The organism is Ruegeria sp. D6, from assembly GCF_056534365.1.
The window spans coordinates 1-20268 of the sequence record NZ_JBQFPH010000009.1; the positions used below are offsets into that span (position 1 = coordinate 1).

At 54.0% G+C, this 20268-nt stretch carries 9 protein-coding genes and 1 pseudogene; 7 read left to right on the forward strand and 3 right to left on the reverse strand.

The genetic code is table 11. The annotated features are described in order from the left end of the window. Window positions 1-2801, forward strand: a 2801-nt coding sequence (locus tag ACR0A1_RS19875) for a right-handed parallel beta-helix repeat-containing protein (RefSeq protein WP_480868969.1), incomplete at its 5' end; no start/stop codon positions are given. 61 nt (window positions 2802-2862) lie between these two features. On the opposite strand, the gene ACR0A1_RS19880 is transcribed toward ACR0A1_RS19875, so the two are convergent. Then, window positions 2863-3984 (reverse strand): acyltransferase family protein, encoded by a 1122-nt coding sequence (locus tag ACR0A1_RS19880; RefSeq protein ID WP_480868971.1) that lies wholly within the window; start codon window positions 3982-3984, stop codon window positions 2863-2865. A gap of 609 nt (window positions 3985-4593) precedes the next feature. Here ACR0A1_RS19880 and ACR0A1_RS19885 point away from each other — a divergent pair. The 4 genes from ACR0A1_RS19885 (at window position 4594) to ACR0A1_RS19900 (ending at window position 10745) form a co-directional block, all read left to right on the forward strand. Continuing rightward, window positions 4594-6591 carry an acyltransferase family protein gene (locus tag ACR0A1_RS19885; RefSeq protein WP_170399640.1) on the forward strand — a complete coding sequence of 666 codons (1998 nt, stop codon included), beginning with the start codon at window positions 4594-4596 and terminating at the stop codon, window positions 6589-6591. 297 nt (window positions 6592-6888) lie between these two features. Continuing rightward, the gene (locus ACR0A1_RS19890) at window positions 6889-7944 is read left to right on the forward strand and encodes a glycosyltransferase 61 family protein (RefSeq protein WP_223118735.1); all 1056 of its coding nucleotides are present in this window, start codon (window positions 6889-6891) and stop codon (window positions 7942-7944) included. A gap of 71 nt (window positions 7945-8015) precedes the next feature. Next, window positions 8016-9095 (forward strand): DegT/DnrJ/EryC1/StrS family aminotransferase, encoded by a 1080-nt coding sequence (locus tag ACR0A1_RS19895; RefSeq protein WP_170567817.1) that lies wholly within the window; start codon window positions 8016-8018, stop codon window positions 9093-9095. A gap of 3 nt (window positions 9096-9098) precedes the next feature. Beyond that, window positions 9099-10745, forward strand: coding sequence for a hypothetical protein (locus ACR0A1_RS19900; protein ID WP_480868974.1), 1647 nt, complete (start codon window positions 9099-9101; stop codon window positions 10743-10745). A gap of 34 nt (window positions 10746-10779) precedes the next feature. Here the strand turns inward: ACR0A1_RS19900 and ACR0A1_RS19905 are convergent, their stop codons facing one another. Together ACR0A1_RS19905 and ACR0A1_RS19910 are read right to left on the reverse strand one after the other, a co-directional pair. Next, complete coding sequence (locus ACR0A1_RS19905) at window positions 10780-12126, reverse strand: glycosyltransferase family 4 protein (RefSeq protein ID WP_480868976.1); 1347 nt, start codon at window positions 12124-12126, stop codon at window positions 10780-10782. 96 nt (window positions 12127-12222) lie between these two features. Next, window positions 12223-12321: pseudogene (locus ACR0A1_RS19910) on the reverse strand (integrase core domain-containing protein); the annotation flags it as partial. Window positions 12322-12807: 486 nt separating this feature from the next. Here ACR0A1_RS19910 and ACR0A1_RS19915 point away from each other — a divergent pair. Then, complete coding sequence (locus ACR0A1_RS19915; RefSeq protein WP_480563005.1) at window positions 12808-19254, forward strand: type I polyketide synthase; 6447 nt, start codon at window positions 12808-12810, stop codon at window positions 19252-19254. Between the two features lie 2 nt (window positions 19255-19256). Next, window positions 19257-20267: a glycosyltransferase family 2 protein gene (locus ACR0A1_RS19920; RefSeq protein WP_480868978.1), complete on the forward strand. Its 1011-nt coding sequence runs from the start codon at window positions 19257-19259 to the stop codon at window positions 20265-20267. Window position 20268 lies beyond the last annotated feature (1 nt).

Sequence of the window (20268 nt, forward strand, 5' to 3'; positions counted from 1 at the left end):
AGACGCCGGTGAACGAAGATCCCGTTGAGGATGATCCTGTTGATCCGACACCAGGTGATCCGACACCAGGTGATCAGGATGACAACTCGGATGGTGGCGGAATCCCACCCGTAGACGTGGATTCGGCCTTTTCCGTGGCCGGCGGTCGAGTGACAACGCTACAGGTGGAAAATAGCGAATCCGTTGAAAGTATTTCTATTCTGGAAGGCCCGGATCACGGGAACCTGACCGTGAACCCGGACAATACACTGGCGCTGGTGATGAGCCACGAGCAGGAGTTTTCGGGTCAGATAAACTTTACCTATGAAGTCACTTATGCAGGCGGTGCCACCGAAGTGCATGGTAGCACTGTGAACGTGCAGCCGACCACGCAGGGCGATGGCTGGGGAAAAGGTGACTTCTACATGCTCGAGCAGGATGAGAACGGGAATGTCGTTGTCGAGCATGGTGACAATCACCGTGAGGTCTATGTTTCGGGCAGCAATGATGCGCTGAGCATCTCGGATATCGCCGCCATTGAGGGGCTGCGTGCTGACCAGATTACGGCGCAATGGCTTGTCAACAATCCTGAATACGGCGGCAGTGAAGGTATGGCGCTGGACAGTCAGGCCGGGATGATGCTGTGGCGTCAGATCACGGGTTCCGGCTCCGAGCCGTCCTCGCACTGGCTCCTGTTTGAGCGCGGATATGAGTATGATGGGCTGGGTAGCATCATCGAATGGGGCACTCAAGGTGAGAGCCCCCTGCATCCGATCCATATTACCGCTTATGGTGACGGAGACCGCCCAACCCTTCATGACAACATCTCGATCATTGCCGAACAAAGCGACTATATTGTCTTCTCCGATCTGGAGGTGACCGGTGGGGTCCAATCTCTAACTGGATCTCACCTGTTGTTCGACAATGTGGATTTCAACAGCAATACTCTGCTGGTTGACGGTGCCGTTGGATTTACCCTGAATAACTCAACAGTCACAGATGTTTATCTTACGTCACCATTGGAGGGCGGGTCTTGGACTGGCTATGAGGGCGCGACGGGAATTCTAATGAGCAATACTGATGGTCTGCTCATCCAGAATACTCTGTTTGATCAAAATGGGTTTGCTCCAGACTATGACCCGAATTTGTCGACCTCTGGTGGCCAACCTCCGAGTGTGTTCAGTCACGGTGTCTACATTGACTACAACAACTTGGATGTCACATTCCGCGACAACATTGTGATGAATGCGGCAAACAATGCGATGATGATCCGCTCAGGCGGCTTCATCGAGGACAACGTCCTCGCAAACAGCAACGCGGCAGGCAACTTTGCCGGGGGCAATTGGAACGGTTCGGGCTACATTGGCAATTATACACTTTTTGCAGACAACGTCGTGACCTCGGCAGGCTATCACGTGGCAGAACATACTGGCGCGCCATCTATAGGGATACACAACAACGGTCTGGACACAACGATGATAGACAATATCATCGCGCACTTGGCCAACCCCGACAATCCGGAAGAGATAGCTTATAAGGAATGGGCAGGCTATGCTGTTGGTCACACCCAGAACCCTTTCTATGACGACACCATCGTATATAACTGGGATGGTTCAAGAGAAGAGCAACCAGACCAGAATATTGATGGTCTCAACACGGACATTCTTAACGCGACCACGATTCAGAATTTCACCCAGCAACTTCTGGGCGATCCGAATGCAGATATTCCGGATCTGGTGGCGTTTCTGCGGGCTCAGGCCGACGGCGAACTTGATCACTATGTGGACGCCGACCTGATCATTGACTTCTTCCAGACCGGCTTTGGCTTGGCCGTCGAGGAGCGCGTCATCGCTGAAACCGTGCGGTTCGTGCCCAGCGATCTGGGGGATGGTATCCGCTGGGACAACAGGCTCAACTGGACGACCGAAGACCTGCCTGGCAGCGTTGCCGGCGACAGTGTCGATCTGGGCGGCAATTGGGTCAGTTACGGTGGCACAACTGTCATTGCGAACCTCGAGTTGGGCGACGGCGGTACGTTGACCGTTGGTAATGGCAAGCTGACTGTCACTGGCGACACCACGGTCGGCGAAGATGGCGGCACGATTCAGGTCTCCAATGTCGGCCAATTGTGGATGAATGGCTATGGCGACGACGATACACTCGTGCTCAATGTCGACGGCGGCCGTTTCGTCAATACCGGTGATATGAGCGGGAGTGCCCAGACCACCGTCACGGATGGTCAGGCGATTTTGGCCACAGATGGTGCCAATTACGATGTCGAGGCTGGTGCGATCCTTCATGTTGAAGGCAACGATGCCAAGGTCGGTTTCGATGGAGAAACAGGCGACACCGCCGTGCTGCGCCTTGCCGAAGATGGTACGTTGGCCTTCTCGGCCGAGGATGGCGACATCGGCGGGATCGGGGAGTTCCGCTCAGGTGCCTTCGGTGACGACCCGGACGTCGCTTCGGGCGCGAACCTTGGTCTGGGTACGCTTGATCTGGACCTCTCTGGCCTTTCCGTCGGCACATATGAGCTGTTGTCCGTCGATGAGATAATCGGGGAGTTCTCCGACGTGTATTTCAATGGTTTGGCAGGCAACCATGACGCCGATCTGGTGGTCGATTACACCAATGATACGATCACCCTGTCGGTGACAGAGGGCTCGGGCTCCGTGAATATGTCCTATGTTGGTGAAGAGGGTGATATGGACGACCATGGCGCTGCCCTTTGGGCGGCCTTGACAGATGGTCATGATCCGCATTCCGATACCCTGCCGACGGAAATCTATAACGAAGCCGAATTGGTCTATATGATTGGCTGAACCGGCCACTCAGATCCTCAGGGCGGTTGAGCATTCCTCTACCGCCCTTTTTCTACAGAAATCAGGGCTTCTGTAGCAGGCCGAGGAATGGCTTTCGGCGCTTGAATGACAGGAAGTAGTTTTCATAGGTTCTGAAGCTTATTTCAGCGATTGCGATGGAGATCGGAATATAAGCCAGAGTGACCAGAAGCGACCAGCTTGGATCACCCGCGGAGACGCCCAGAAATGCCAGGCCGCGGGTTGTGAAATCCAACCCGATCAGATGATACAGGTAGACGCCGTAACTGATCGCACCTACCCGCGCGACGGGTGGTAGTGACAGAACAGGGGACAATGCGTTGTCCTCCCGCACGACCAAAGACCCCAGCAGGAGCGCCATGATCAGATGCACAACAAGCTGTGGCCAACCTGTCAGGTTTACGGGTAGAAATTCCAGAGCAACTATCAAGACACCGAGCCAGATCAGCGCGCTCCATCGACCACCAAGGCCGCGTGACAGTACCATGTAGCCACGACGATTATTCAACAATACAGCCAGAAATGAGCCCAACAAGATGGCCTCATAAGCTCCCCCCGGTAGTGCCCAGACCGCGTTCTCGGTACGCAGCGGGCCTGGCCACATCCCCCATTGTTGGGCATAGGCACAAAATACGATGGCCGCCGCCAAAAGCCAGCCGCGGATATGGCGCATATGCAGGGTCAAAAGCAGGACCAGCGGCCAGAGCAGGTAGTATTGTTCCTCGACCGAAAGTGACCAGGTTGGTGCTAGAAGCGGGATTTCTTCGGTCAGGAAATTGGCCATAAAAAAATAGTAGAACTTGACCAACGGCACATATTGGGTCTCGCCTTTCAACGCGATGTAATAGATCGATAAGGCTGTCACGATCAGGAAATAGACCGGCAGGATCCGCAGCGCCCGACGCCAGTAGAAGCCCGCAATAGAAAATTGCCCCTTACGGGCCTCTTCGCGCAGTAGAAGCGTCGTAATCAAGAACCCACTGAGCACGAAGAACAGGTCCACACCAAGGAAGCCGCGATCCAACAGGCGTAAAGGTTCCTGACCCGGATCAAAGAGCGGGCTGTGGTGCCACAGTACTGCGCCGATGCAAAGACACCTGAGCCCGTCAAGCGAGCCGAAATGCCTTCGTGCAAGATAGTCGTAGTATAGATCTTTGGCCTGCATACAAAATAACCGCTCAAATTGCGCCGCTAGTATTACGAAACACCCCAAAAGAACCAGTGCCGGATTTGGTTTTAGGCCAAATGTTTAGCGGCGGCCACGCTGAAGGCCGCAGAGGATGAGACATTTTTTTGCCGCTGGAGCAAGAATAATGATCCCGTGACGCTCTTGCTGCAATTGTGCGACGGTCGTTCAAAATCCAAAGCGCCTAATAGACACTGTTCTGTGTTGAGAACATTTGATCACTTCAGCCCGCATATCAAAGCGCATCCGGTGTTGCGAATGCTCGTTATGGTCGTCTCAGGGACTTCTGCAGGCAATTCATCGACACAGTGAGAACATCACCAGTCGAACACCCGCTGATGTCTGCGACGGCAGAACTGTGCAGAGTTTAAAAATGGAAGGAGATCAAGAAAAAGACACCCTAAAAACAACGCTTGCAGCCCTGATTTGCCGTCGCCTAAACTGAAACCGAACCAGATCGTACTGTACGAAATCACCGACGTGTTCTGAAAAGCTCTGATAACAGACGAACGCGGCTTGGGTTTATCTTGTGTCGAAAGGTTGGGTGTATCGGTAAATTTGATTATTGAGTACTTCTAGGGACAAAGGATGACGGTCTCATCATCTGACTACAGACGTGAAATCGATGGCTTGCGCGCCTTGGCGATCCTGCCGGTTGTGTTTTTCCATTTTTCGCTCCCCGGTCTGGGTGGCGGGTTTGTTGGCGTTGATATCTTCTTTGTCATCTCCGGTTTTCTGATTGGCGGGTTGCTTTGGTCGGAACTCACCCAGACGGGTGGAATCCGATGGGACCAGTTTTTTCTCCGCCGGATACGGCGACTGGCACCAGCCTATTTCACGATGGCGATCAGTTGCCTTGTGGTCGGCTGGTTTGTCCTTCTGCCGTTCGAGTTTCAAGAGCTGGGCAAAGAGTTGATCTCTTCTACGGTCTATTTGTCCAACGTTTATTTCTACCTGTCTGCGGGATATTTCGACACCGCAGCGGACGAGAAACTTTTGTTACATACGTGGTCACTGGCGGTCGAAGAGCAGTTTTACATCATATTGCCGCTTTTTCTTTTGCTTTTACGACGTGCCCAAAAATGGCTGCCAGCTATCCTGATTAGTCTTGGGCTGGTGTCATTGGTGGCATGTATTGGCTTCACCTCCCTGTCTCAGCCCGCGGCTTTCTATCTGTTCCCCTTCCGGGCCTGGGAGCTTCTTGCTGGTGTTTGTCTGGCGATCTTTGGGCATCGCTATGGCTGGCGATGGTCCATACATCCGCTTGTCAGCTGGATCGGCTTACTGCTGATTGTTGGGTCCGTGACGCTGATCCCGTCGGACGAGAGTTTCCCGGGGATCTGGCCCCTTGCGCCGGTTCTGGGCGCAGTTCTGATCATCGGAAACGGTAAACATGACAATCCCGTCAATTGGGCATTGAACCATCCGGTGCTCGTCTTCATCGGGTTGATTTCCTATTCCCTCTACCTTTGGCACTGGCCGGTGATCGTGCTGGCCCAATACTATTCGGGTGAGGAATTGAGCCTGCTGGTACGAGTGATGTTGATCGGCGTCTCTGTGATATTGGCTTGGGCGTCCTTACGGTTCATTGAAAAACCTGTTCGTTTTGGCAATCTGAAACCTCAGGCGCTTTTGGGAGGCGCTGCCGGAGCCTCGATAATCACCCTAGGCGGTGGCGCGGTGATCTATCTTGGGGATGGGATAGTCGAACGCTTCCCCCACGATGTACGTACCCACATTGAAGCTTCACAGGACTTCAGATGGGATACACCGACCTGCCGTCTTTCCGAGAGCTACGCCTTTCCGGGCAGCACAGTTTGCCACATCGGCCCAGAAGGTGACCCTGAAGTATTGATTTGGGGAGACAGCCACCTTGTTGCTTTGTCGGCTGGTATAGAGGCTGCCGCAAGATCGGCTGGCGTGCCTACATTGGTTGTTTGGCAACTTGGCTGCGCACCTGTGTTCGGGATTGGAAAGGACGAGAGCTTTCAGCCAGAATTAGAAGACAGGAAATGCGAAACCGCAAATACGTCTCTTCAGCAAGGCTTGGAAGAATTGCCGGATTTGAAGGCGGTGCTTTTAGTGAGTCGCTGGGCCTATCATGTTGAGGGTAAGGGCGTCGGCTTGGATGAAGGAACAACGACCAAGTTGTTTCCATCAATTGGCGGGCTTTCTGGGGATGATCAGCCACAACTTTTTGCAAAGGCTCTTCATTTTACCGTTGATGAACTGGAGAATAAATCTGACAGGGTGTTCGTATTGGAACATCCGCCAGAAATTTCAAACTATCTATCATATTTTTTGGCACGCGATGCGGCGCTACGTGGCATGGATGACAGCGAACTTATGGCCCGTACACTGGTTCAAAGCAAAGATTTGAAACAACGAATGTACAACACTAATCGAGCGCTCGAACCCGTGCTGCGTCGCCCGAATGTCACACTTCTGGAAACCTGGCCGGAGTTTTGTACGGGCGACATTTGTTCAGCGATGAAGGATGGAAGAGCCGCATATCACGACAACAACCACGTAACCATAACCACAGCCCTGGGTTTGCAACATCTGTTCTCCCCCGTTTTTGAATAGGGATGAATTAGCGAGAGGGAAATCTGTTTTCGAAAACCTTCTGGCCAGAAGGCAAAAATAACGGCATAAGCTCCGAAATTTATGATGAAACGCAATTTGGTATCACCAGACGCGGACCACGGTGCTCTTTCCTCATAGAGTGAAAAGATCAAATCCTTGATTAAAACGTCATCCGCTCGCGATCCACTTTTTCAAAGACTGAGCCTTGCCTGATCGCTGTATGTTTGATGACCTTGCCAAGCCTTGTCTGTACAGTTGTAAAGTGCCGGCTTCCCAACCAGAGAGGATTCTTTTGTGGTGATCGACACTATCAAAATGCGTTGGATGGCCGCGCGCTTGGCACGGGGGCGCGGGGGCGACTTTCTGAGTAGGGCAGATCGTGTTCACGAACTGGCCCCAGGTGAGCGCTCCTCAAGCCAGCCTGCGGTGTATTCGGAAGTAGACCTGGAAAAAGTGCAAAGGATTGCTCCTTGGCGCAGCTGGGATATCGAACAGGTTTTGATCAAGGGCGCGCCAATGGACCACGGGCCGACCTTGTCTTACGAGATGTCAGATGTACTGGTTTCAGGCGCGTATCTTTATAAGGGTGCATTGCGGGGGCGCTATGGGGCGGGCAACGACAGATTGTTTGGGAAGCCCCAGAGAGAATGGCAGGAGTTGGACAGTGCACAACTTGTGACCTGCAGGGTCGGAAGTGAGCATTTCGGTCATTTCATGTGGGACAACCTGCCCATGGAGTTGTTGCCCGGGCCGAATGATCATCCAATCACCTTATGCGCGTTACCCCGCTGGCACGAAGAGGGATATCGTAAGGTCTTCGGTATGGCTGCACCGCCTGTGGTTATGCGTGGCCGTGTCAGGAATCTGACCGTTTACTCAGATGTCGGACAAAATGCATTCCGGGCAGCGAGGTATCAGGAGCTGCGGGCGCGGGCGCGTCGGTTTGTGTGTGCTGATGGACCTCTTCCGGACCGACGGGGCGTTTATATCCTGCGTGGGCGCGGTGGCGAGCGTCGTGAATTGATTAATGAGGCTGAAATTGCCCAAGAACTGAAGGCCGAGGGCTTCGTGATCATCGACCCTGACCAAATGGATGGGGAGGAAATTACCCGACTGTCTATGGGGGCTCGTGTCGTTGCTGGTGTCGAAGGCAGCCATATCGCCCACGCGCTTTTTTCCGTTGCCGATGGTGGTGCCTTTTTGATCATACAGCCACCAGATCGTTTTTCGATGGTATATAAAGAGTTTACTGACAGGATGGGCCTGTCTTACGCTTTCCTTGTCGGAGACCCGGTCGACAACGGATTTCAAGTTGAACCGGATAGTTTGAAACGCTTATTGGAAAGGCTTTGAAGCAGATTCCTCGAGATGCACGTACAATTGAAGAGCGGCTAAATTATAGCAATACCCTCAAGGGAATTGGGATGGAAAAGGCTGAAAAAAAAGCCCGAAAATTCACCACGACACACTTAGCTGTGAAATTCGTTGAGGCGAAGAATCCAGACATACCTTTGGTCGCCAGCTTGTTGGAAACCTGTTCGGCCATGAACCAATGGGCCAACTTTGGACCTCTTTATGACCAGTTGGTCGCCGATTACTCCACGCATATGTCGCTGGGTCCTGAACTGACGCTGACGCCTTGTGCCAATGCTGGGATCGCGCTGGAGATGGCTGCACGAGCCTTGGCGGCTGACACAGGAGTGCCGAAACTGAGGTGGGTTGGGTCTGCCTTCAGCTTCAAGAACCTCGGGCGAGGATATTTCTCGGACATGTCTTTCGTCGATTGCGACGAACAGGGCGTCATGGACCTCGACGATATCCTGACGCTGGAGGCCGACAGCTATGATGGCATTATCGTTACCAACCCTTTTGGTCTGGTACGAGATTTTGACCGTTTCATCGCTTTTGCCAAGCAAACTGGCAAGCAGCTCATCATAGACAACGCTGCAGGGATGGCGCGCAACATTCCGCCTTGGCCGTGGCAGGTTTTCAGCCTGCACCACACGAAACCCTATGGATTGGGTGAAGGGGGGATGGTGCTATCGCCAGCTTCGGCGGCCCAGTTTCTGCGCCTGCTGATCAACTACGACCGGATACCAGAGGCGCCAGAATACTGGCTAAACAATGGCAAAATCTCTGACATCTCATGTGCGTTTCTGATTGCGCGGCTTGCAAACGTCGCTAAGTGGAAACCCGGTTATCTCGAACAGCGTACCCGCATTGCCGCCCTCTTCACGGACGCGGGCGCCGCATCGCTTTTGCCAACGGATGGAGCCCCGGTCACCAACAGCATACCTGTATTGTTGCCACGTCCGATTGATCATGCACGTCTTGCCACCCTGAAGCTTGGTGTGGATATCGCCCGGCAGTACCCGCCGCTTGCACCGCTGCCACAGGTCAGTGCCATTTACGAGCGGCTGATCAATTTCCCGACCCATCCCGATTTGAGCATTCTGACGGATGCAGAGATTTCAAAGGATATCGAACTTTTGCTCGAGCATTGACATATGGCCTATTCTTCACGTTCGGATCATGGACTGACGGCGCTGGTGGCGCTTCTGATCACCATGCTAGGTGCCGCTCTGGCATATTGGGTTCTGATGCCGACGGTTGGCATTGACGATGCCAACATCACGCAGGTTTATGGTCGCAACCTCGCGGCGGGGCATGGCTATGTCTACAATATCGGCGGCGAGCGGGTCGAAGGCTCAACCTCGCTTATCTGGACTCTGATCAACGCAGTGGCCTTCTGGATCTCAAGCACGCCTGAAATAGGCCTGGCAGCGCTTAGCGCCGTGTTTGCCTGGGTTACACTCTTTAGCGCCATGCGGATCACCCGGGAGTTGACAGCTGAAAGTGGGCCGATCCCCGCGCTTCTGACCGGGGCGGCCTTTCTGGCCTTCCCGGCGTTTTTCGGCTGGATGATCTGGTCGCTGATGGATGTCACGCTGTGGGTCATGGTGATCGCAGTGATGGTTTGGCTCTTATGCCGGATCGACAGGGCAGGGCCGCGCGGTAATCTAGTTTTGGGGGTAGCGGTGCTGGCCGCGCTGTTGCCTGTGACGCGACCTGAAGGGATCGCACTGACCATGGCGCTTGCGGGGTTTTACGTATTGCGCTGGCTATTTTTTGCTGTGCCAGGTCTGTTGACCGGGCTTGTGATCGGATTGGCAGGCGCGGGGAGTTTTGCCGCCGCCACAGCGTGGCGGCTGAGTTATTTTGGTTATCCGGTTCCCAACACCTTCTATGCCAAAACCTCGACTGATCTTCTGGCGCAAGCTGAACTCGGCGCGCGCTATGTGTTGTCTTACTTACAAGAACCGCAGAATGTCTTGTTGTTCGTCAGTTTCTGTCTGTCTGGTGCGATGGTGCTGTCACGTGGGGGCTGGGCGCAAAGGGGGGCCTTCTGGCTTTCGGTCTATCTGATCGTAGGCGGTGTAATGGTCTATACCGTACTTGGCGGAGACCACTTCGGATCACATCGGCAGTTTCTGTATTTTCTGCCGCTGGCTTTGCCCATCATTGTGGCTGGGTTGGCGAGCTGGGTCCCCACAGATCGGCCGCAGTGGCAGATTTCAACCTTGCTGATTGTACCATTCGTCGTGACTGCCTTGGTGGCTGGAGCCCGTTTTGTGCAAACAAAAGGCAGTATGATCATAGAATTTGCGATCGCGGATGCGGGACGTGTGCTTGGAGACAAGCTGAACGCACTTCCGGGCACACCTTCCATAGGTGTGTTCGCCGCTGGTGCCATTCGCATGACCTACGATCACGAAGTCCTGGATTTACTCGGATTGAACTGGACGAAAATGGCCCATGCGCCCGATGATGGTTACCGATCAGACGTGCCCAATCAGCATGGGTTCAACAGCAACGTGTTTTGGGAGAGTCCGCCAGATGTGTTGCCGATTTTTCCATCCGACAGCACGTGCCCGTCCGAATGGGTGCCGCTTTCCGGGTATCTAGATGCGGCCTCTGATCAAATTTCCCAGACCGAAAGATTCCGTGCGACCTACGATCTTTTTTGCGACGCTGGAGTGTCGTTTTATGCCGCGCGCGACTATGTCACCCAAAGTTGGGAAGGAGATGAAACAGGTGCTTTTCGGAAGATCCTGCCTAACCATTTAGAGGGTTCTCTGCCAGTAGCCGAATAACTGGATAGGATGTCCAACACTTGAGAATTAGTCTTTAAGAAGAAAAGTGAGGTTTCTTCATCTTTTGCTCAACAATGGGTGATTTTACGGGAAATGGGGTGGGTTTCTCGATTGAGCGTTTGGTAACCCAATCGTACACGTCGCTTATCTGTTGTGCCTTGGCTTGCCAGGTAAAGTGGTTTCTCACGTATTCTCTAATAACGTCTGATACTTCCACTAGTTCATCCAATTTGTTTAAAATGCTCTCCAACTCATCTCGAAACCGCTCGATTATCTCGTCGCGAGATCCTATCTGGACCTTGTAGCCCGTGCCAGAAATTACCAGTTCGCCCGGTCCAGCATAGTCTACTATAACTGGCACAAGTCCCATTGCCATTGCTTCCAATACCACACCTCCGCCAAATTCGCGGATGCTTGGAAAAGTTAATAACTGGCATTTGCTCGCGGTTTCTTGGACATCCTTGTGTTCAACCCAGCCATGAAAAAATACTGAACTTGTAACTCCAAGGTTTTGAGTGGTCGCTATCAAATCAGGCATCATCGGGCCATCACCGATGATATCTAGTGTCATTCGTCCGTCAGCAAGAAATGGGGCAGCGGCCTCTATTAACATGTCAGGGCCTTTGTACGGTACGAGGCGCCCAATGAAGCATGCGCGCAAAGGTAAATTGCCAGAATGAGAAGCGACTTGGTTAAAGCGCGTCATATCGACAGCGTTTTCAGGAATATAAATGCACTTTGTTTGAAATTGTTTTGGGATCTCGCTTTCAGTGTATCTTGATCCCGTCAAAATAGCACTTGCCGAAGCCAATGTTGCAGTTCTTCCGGGCAGGAGTTTATAGGCTCCTCGCACATAAGATAGCCACTCACGTTCTCGTCTTCGCTCTGCATCAAATCCGTCAGGCCAAGGCACGCCCCCGTTCAGTGGCCCTAGCACAAATGGGACGCCTGCCCTTAAACATCGTTTTGCCAAAGAACTTGGGGCGGTTGGTGAAAGGGGTGTAATACGATGGACAATGTCATAGTATCCTTCCCGAATGCGGCTGCCGAACTTTCTCCAGACGAGTTTTTCGAAATAGGGATAAGCGATGGCACTAATCGCCGCCTCGGTGGTCCATCCCTTTCCCTCTCCCATGCGCAAAACACTGGCGATTTTCCACATGGGCCGTGCTAGTGCCTCGGAATCTAATGCGGTGAAATCGGTGCCTTCTTGTAGCCCCGCCCGCGCTATTGCTTCGCGATTTCGTATTTGCGTCACTAGGTGAACATCCGCAACTTCTCGTAGTGCGTTGTACAGCGACCATCCAACAAGGGGGACACTCACCCACTCAGGGTTTGCGGCTTCAGCAATAACCAGCACTCGCAGTTTCTTAGTACTCATGTTACTTAGTCTTTCTTTGCATATTGGCTGAGTGTCTGGATTTCAAAGAAGCTGTTTTGACCTGATCAGCCCCACTTTAGTGGTCCAATTTGATTGTTAGTGCACGACTGGCGTTTGGTCCATCTGGATGATGGATGCTGAGACCGGAGGGCGGTAGCCCAGAGCACTGTGTGGTCGTTTCGTGTTGTAATGTTTCTTCTATTACTCGATCAGGAATATTATCGGTAACATACCGTCTAGGCCAGATAACGGTCGATCAAGACTTCAACGCCACGGAGGACTGAAAAAGATTCTGCAGCATCTGCCAAGAGATAGAGAAGAGTTGCGCCCGTTACGTTCTCGTCAAATCTAGACAAAAATGGTCCGCTCAGACCGCTTGAGAAATAGAGTTGCTAACCTGCGTCTGACATCAGACAATAACGCAACAAAACTACCCTAAAGCGACTTTCTGTATCCATTTTGCAGACAGTCTATCGTTGAGTTAAACAGATTTCACGCGTCTTATGGTCGCGCAAACCAAGGCATTTTCTGGAGAGTTCCTTTAGCTTATGAAAAATGTGTCTCATTCTGTTGGGATAAAAATCCTCACAAAATTTGTATAGTGTTTAAAATGCCAGATTTGTTTGGCAACATTGTTCGCACTGCATAAGATCAATGCGGTTCAGTCATAGGTGTATTTAAGTGAGTAGTTCCGTTCGGGAAAACGATATTGCCATTGTTGGCATGGCCGCGCATTTACCTGGGGCGGCCTCGGTTGAAGAGTATTGGCACAACCTGCGGGACGGCATTGAATCCATCCGCCATCTTAGCGAAGACGATCTACGCGCAGCGGGTGAAGCTCCGCATTTGCTAAACCGACCGGATTATGTGCCTTTTGCCGCCCCTCTGGAGGGGTTTGAGGGTTTTGATGCCGAGTTTTTTGGCCTCTCCCCCAAGGAAGCTGCCATCATGGATCCGCAGCATCGCCAATTCCTTGAGGTGTCCTGGGAGGCTCTGGAAAATGCCGGCCATACACCCGAGAGCTTTTCAGGTCCGATTGGGGTCTTCGCCGGTTGTGGTATGGGCAGCTATTTTTATTTCAACATTTGCTCGAATGCTGACCTTGTGGACGACGTGGGCATGTTCCTGTTGCGTCATACCGGCAATGACAAGGATTTCCTCTCGACGCGGCTGAGCCATATTCTTGATCTCAAGGGGCCCAGCGTGAATGTGCAAACGGCCTGTTCAACCTCACTGGTGGCAACACATTATGCTACGCAAGCGCTGTTGACCGGTGAGTGTGATATGGCGATTGCCGGGGGTGTCACCATCGAGCTGCCGCAAAATCGCGGCTATATCTACAAAGAAGGTGAGGTCCTGTCGCCGGATGGTCATTGCCATGCCTTTGATCATCGGGCGCAGGGGACGGTTTTTGGATCGGGGGCGGGGGCCGTTATCCTTCGCCGCTTGTCAGATGCAATTGCCGATGGCGATCACATCTGGGGTGTGATCAGGGGCACGGCGATCAACAATGATGGTGCTGACAAGGCCGGGTATCTGGCTCCTTCCGTCGAAGGACAGGCCGCCGCCATATCGGAAGCCCATGTCATGGCCGATGTTACGGCAGATACGCTCGACTATGTGGAATGCCACGGCACTGGTACATATCTTGGTGACCCGATCGAGGTGGCTGCGCTGACACAGGCCTTTTCTGACACCACCGATGAGACGGGTTTTTGCAAGCTTGGATCGGTGAAAACCAATATTGGCCATCTGGATACAGCCGCCGGTGTGGCGAGTCTGATCAAGGCATCCTTGGCCCTGTATCATCAGGAAATCCCACCAAGCCTGGGCTATGAAAAACCCAATCCGGCGATCGATTTCGAAGACAGCCCGTTTCGCGTCAATGATCAGTTGACCCCATGGGCATCTCACAAAGGGCCACGACGCGCCGGAGTGAACTCGCTGGGTGTTGGAGGTACCAATGCTCATGTGGTGCTGGAGGAAGCACCCGCACGGGCCGCATCTGAGTCATCAGATTGGCCGTTCCAGTTGTTAACTATTTCTGCGCACAGCAAAAAGGCGCTTGAGGGCAATTCAGCTGCACTGGCCGCACATTTGCGTCGGCATCAGGATGAAGATCTGGCTGATATTGCATGGACCCTCAAAGAAGGCCGCCAGGGATTTGAAAAACGCCGTGTGATTGCTGCTGAAAGCCATGAGGAAGCCGCGGCGCTTCTGGAAGGCGGCGACCCTCGCCGGGTCTTTACGCATTCCGTCATCTCCGACAATCCCGATCATGTCTTCATGTTCCCCGGGGGCGGCGCACAATATGCCGGCATGGCGCGCGATCTCTATGAAACAGAGCCTGTTTTTGCCGATTGGATGGATCGCGGATTGGAGATTTTGCAGCCCAAGATCGATTATGACATCCGTTCATTGTGGCTGCCGGAACCCGGACAGGAAGCCGAGGCCGACGCGCGCCTGACCACGCCGTCGGTGCAATTACCGCTGATCATGATCACGGAATATGCGCTGGCGCAGCTCTGGATCAGTTGGGGTGTGGAACCAGCCGCGCTTGTCGGTCATTCCATGGGGGAAAACACCGCTGCTTGTGTGGCCGGTGTCATGTCCTTTGAAGACTGCATCGGCCTTGTACATCTGCGCGGCCAGCTTTTTGATACTGTGCCCGCAGGTGGCATGCTGAGCGTACCGCTGCCTGCAGATGAGTTGCGCCCGCTGCTGGGGGATGATCTGGATTTGGGCGCGGTGAACGCTCCGGGTTTGAGTATTGCAACCGGGCCTCAGGCCGCGCTTGACGCGCTTGCAGACCGATTGCAGGCGCAGGACATCGACTGTCAACGTATCCAGATCGACATCGCCGCCCATTCCCGCATGTTAGAGCCGATCCTGCAGGATTTCGGGGACTACCTGCGCAGTATCACCCTGAACGCTCCGCAAATTCCTTTTCCGTCGAACCGGAGCGGCACCTGGATCACAACCGAGGAAGCAACTGATCCAGAATACTGGGTTGGGCATCTCAGAAACACTGTTCATTTCGCCGATTGCATCACCACACTGGCAGAAAACCCCGAACGGATTTTCATCGAGGTTGGTCCGGGCAAAGCGCTGGCCTCGTTGACGGGTCAGCATGACAAGGTTGACGCCAACCAAGTTATCGGCAGCTTGCGCCATCCAAAGGATGACATCGCTGATGACGCATATTTCCTGGCGATGCTGGGTCGGGTCTGGGCGTTGGGCGGAGATTTTGACTGGGGCCAGTATTGGGGCGAGGCGCGCCGCAATCGCGTCGTGTTGCCCAGCTACGCCTTCCAACGCGCGCCTTATTTCATTGAGCCGGGCAAAGCCCAGTCAGATGCTGAAACTCAATGGTTGATGCGCAGCGATGATCCCGCTGGCTGGGGGTATCGTGTCAGCTGGACCCCTACCTATGCTGCTTGCGATATCGACGTGGCGCAGGGCCTGGAAGATGTGCCACCAGAAAGCTGGCTTGTCTTTGAAGATGAAGCGGGGCTGTGTCGTCAATTGGCTGAGCGCCTGCGTGGTGCTGGCCATGCCGTCACCACGGTGGTTCCTGGCGACGGTTTTGCGCGCATCCATGAAGATCACTACTGTCTTGCCCCGGAGCGGGGGCGCGAAGGCTATGACATGCTGCTCAGGGATTTGTCGGATCAGAGCCGCCTGCCCACACGTATCGTGCATGGCTGGTCCCTGACAGACCGTGAAAGTTTCCGCCCTGGCAGCAGTTTCTTCCATCGCAATCTGGAGCAAGGCTTTTACAGTCTCTTTTTCCTGGCGCAGGCGATTGGCGAAGAAGACCTACCAATGCCGCTGCACATGCATGTGCTGAGCTCGGGCGCATTACAGGTTCGGGATGAAGATTTACCGCACCCGGAAAAAGCCACGCTGACAGGTCCTACGCGGGTGATCCCGCGCGAGTTTCCCGGCCTGACATGTGCCCTGCTCGATATCGATCTGCCTCAAGCCGAAGGCAAACGCCGCCGCCCGGCGCTGCCCGGCGACATGGTGGGTCAGGTGCTTGAGGATCTGCTGGCAGAACCTGCCACGCTGACGGCGGCCATTCGCGGCGGCAAACGCTATGTACAGGGGTACCGGTCGCAGCCTCTGCCTGAGCCTGACATTGCAGATTTACCTCTGCGCAACGGGGGCACTTATCTGATCACCGGTGGGTTCGGAGGTATTGGGCTCACGTTGTCCGAAGCTCTGATCCGCAAAACCGGAGCCAACATCGTTCTTATGGCCCGTAGCCCTCTGCCTGCGCGTGACAGCTGGGAACAAATACTGCATCAGAATGCTCCGCAGGACCGAACCGTCCGGAACATCCGCGCCATCCAGACACTTGAAGCCGCTGGTGGGAAGGTCCTGCCGATTGCTGGGGACGTCAGCAATGTCGAAGACATGCAGCGCATCATTGCGCGCAGCGCGCAAGAGTTCGGAGAAATCCATGGTGTCATTCATGCCGCTGGCTTGATCGATGACGCGCCCATTATGACCAAGTCCATGATGGAGATTGAAGACGTCTTTACCCCCAAGATTCACGGCACACAGGTGCTTGATCAGGTATTTCCTGACGGGGCGCTTGACTGGCTGGTTCTGTTTTCCTCGACCTCGACGGCAACCGCGCCCATTGGGCAGATAGATTATGTGGCCGCAAATGAGTATCTCAACGCCTATGCGCGCGCGCGCTCGGAAGACCAAACACAGGTGTTGGCTGTAAACTGGGGCATCTGGTCCGATGTGGGCATGGCCGCGGACGCCATGGAAACGCGTATCGGGCCCGAAGAAGCGCCGGTTGAACCGATTGACCAACCCATGTTGGACAACGCCACTTTTGACCGGTCCGGAAATCGGGTTTTTACCGCAGAGTATGAAGTGGCGGAGCGCTGGTTCCTTGATGATCACCGTACCAAGGCGGGTCAGGCGCTGGTGCCGGGCACAGGCTATCTGGAGCTTGCCTCCGAAGCCCTGCGCGCCCAAGGCGAAACCGGCCCGTTCGAAATTCGCGACCTTTATTTTCTGCGTCCGCTGGCTGTTGACGATGATGCCGGGCAACAAGTGCAACTGCGCCTGCCACGCAGCGATATGGGCTATGATCTGGTGATACAGAGCGCACCTGAAGGGGGATCGAGCTTTGAGATGAACGCGCAGGCCAGCCTGTCGCTCTTGCCGCTGGAGAACCCAGAACCTCTTGATATTGCTGCTATCATCGCCCGATGCGCTCCGCAGTACAAAGCCGAAGAAAATGCGCGCCTGACAGCTGCACAAGAAGCACATTTGAAGTTCGGCCCACGCTGGCAGGTTCTGACCCAAACAGCACTTGGAGCCGAGGAAGGGATCGCCCATCTCAGCCTGCGTGGAAGCCTAACTGACGATCTGACCGCAGGCTATGATCTGCACCCCGGCTTGATGGATTTGGCGACGGGATGGGCGATGGAGTTGATCGAAGGCTATCAACCTACCCATCTGTGGGTGCCCGTTTCGTATCGCTCGGTGAAAGTGCACCACCCGCTTGGGCCACAAATCGTGAGCTGGGTGCGCAGCGCTGGTGACAATCAGGCTGACGGCGAAACGGCCAGTTTCGATGTCATAATTGCCCTGCCTGATGGCAGTGTCTGTGTCGAAGTCGAAGGCTTCACCATTCGGCGAATAGAATCCGTTGCCGACTTTGCCCATAGTGAAGCACCAAACACCGCGAGTACGGGTGATGTGGAACTTGCACAACCTCTGTCGCCTGCCGAAGAGCGCCTGCGTCATAACTTGTCGCAAGGTATTTCCTCGACAGAAGGCGCTGACCTCTTCTTCCGCGCACTAAGGTTGAACCAATCGCAGGTCATTCTCTCATCATTGGACCTGAACGGACTGATTGAACAGGCCGCAGAGACGGGCGCGTCCACCGGTGACAGCGAGCAGAAATTCCAGCGCCCAGACCTCGACGGGGAATATGTGGCGCCGGACAATGATATTGAACGTCGATTGGCCGGGTTCTGGCAGGAGCTGCTGGGGGTTGATCAGATCGGGGTCGAGGACAGTTTCTTCGACCTTGGAGGGCATTCCCTGATCGCCGTCCGGCTTTTTGCGCAGATTCGGAAAACCTACAATGTGGACTTCCCTATTTCAGTGCTGTTCGAGGCGCCTACTATTCGCAAATGTGCCGAATTGATCGCCGCACGTGGTGTCCCCACCGAGGGCACTGCGGAAGTGACCCCAGCAAATGCACCAGTCGCACCTACACGTCGCTTTACGCATCTGGTGCCGATGCATTCGGGCGAAGGTGGATCGAAGACACCCTTCTTCCTGGTGGCGGGCATGTTTGGCAATGTGCTCAACTTGCGCCATCTGGCCCATCTGATCGGATCCGACCGACCCTTCTATGGACTGCAGGCCCGCGGCCTTTACGGCGACGAGGAGCCCCACCGTGATCTGTGCGAAGCGGCATGTGATTATATCGCCGAAATGCGTCAGGTTCAGCCACATGGCCCCTATATGTTGGGCGGGTTTTCCGGCGGTGGTATTACCGCTTACGAGATTGCCCGCCAGTTAACGGAAGCAGGTGAGGAAGTTCTGGCGTTGATCATGCTGGATACACCTTTGCCGGTCCCCCGGGCGTTGAGTACGCGGGATCGAGCGGTGATCCAGTGGCTTGAGCTGAAGAAGAAGGGGTTATCTTACCCGATAACTTGGCTAAAAAACCGTATCGCCTGGGAGGTCGAGAAACGACAGCGTCGCCTTGAAGACGATACCACGACAGCAGGTCAAAATTTCCACGATACCGCCATTGAAGCTGCGTTTTTGGAAAGTATCGCCAATTACCCGCTCAAACCTTGGGATGGGCCGCTGACTCTGTTCCGCCCGCCACTTGTTGGTAAATGGCAGGTCGCGCCAGACCGTCTGGTCAATGACGATCGCGACTACCTGAGCCCTGATAATGACTGGACCGAATGGGCTCCTAAACTTGAGATACATGAAGTCCCCGGAGATCATGACTCCATGGTGTTGGAGCCCAATGTACGAGTACTCGCGGCTCGGATGCGGCGCAGTCTGGAAGCCGCAGACAAATCCGCACTCTCTACCCCTCTTCGACAACTCCGGCAGGAGGCGGCTGAATAACAATGTCCGGTTCTGCCGTCCTTACCATTATTCTGAATTATAAGACTGCCGAGATGAGCCTGCGCTCAGCCGAAGCAGCCCTCAAGGCAATGGAAGGTGTCGAAGGCGAAATCATCCTTGTCGACAATAATTCACAAGACGGGTCATTTGAGCGGATGTGTGCACATGCCGCCTCGCAAGGTTGGAATAAAAACAACAGGGTCAGAGTACTGCAATCCGAGCACAATGGTGGTTATGGAGCAGGCAACAACGTTGGTATTCGCGCCAAGCTCAGCAATGGGCATGCACCTGATTACATTTATGTGCTGAACTCTGACGCTTTTCCCGAAAAAGAGGCCATCCGTATCCTGCGTGATCATCTCGATACCAACCCACAAACTGGTTTTGCCGGCAGCTATATTCACGGCGAAGATGATGATCCGCATCTGACCAGTTTCCGCTTTCCGTCGATCGCCAGTGAATTTGAAAGCGCAATCCGCTTTGGGCCGGTTAGCCGGATTCTGGCGCATCGTGTTGTTCCAATTCCAATCCCCGATCACAGTCGCCCAGTCGATTGGCTAGCTGGGGCAAGTCTGATGATGCGTCAAAGCCTCCTTGATGAAATTGGTTTGTTTGACGAGACCTTCTTTCTGTATTTCGAAGAAACAGATTTATGCCGCCGCGCTGCAAAAGCCGGGTATCAGACATACTATTTGCGAGACAGTCGCGTCATGCATATCGGTTCGGTATCGACTGGCATGAAGTCCTGGAGCCAAGTGCCAACGTATTGGTTCGACTCGCGTCTATACTATTTCACTAAAAACCACGGTGCTCTTTATGCGGTTGGGGCGACCCTTGCTCATCTGAGCGGCGGTTTTCTGCATTGGCTACGCTGTCTGATTACCCGCAGGAAACGCGACGTACCGCCTTTCTTCCTAACGACTTTAGCTTGGCACGATTTGAAGGCTGGCCTGTACGCTTGCCTGCCCAATAATAGGCGAGAACATCGGCCTGATCCTATTCCTGGAGAGTAAC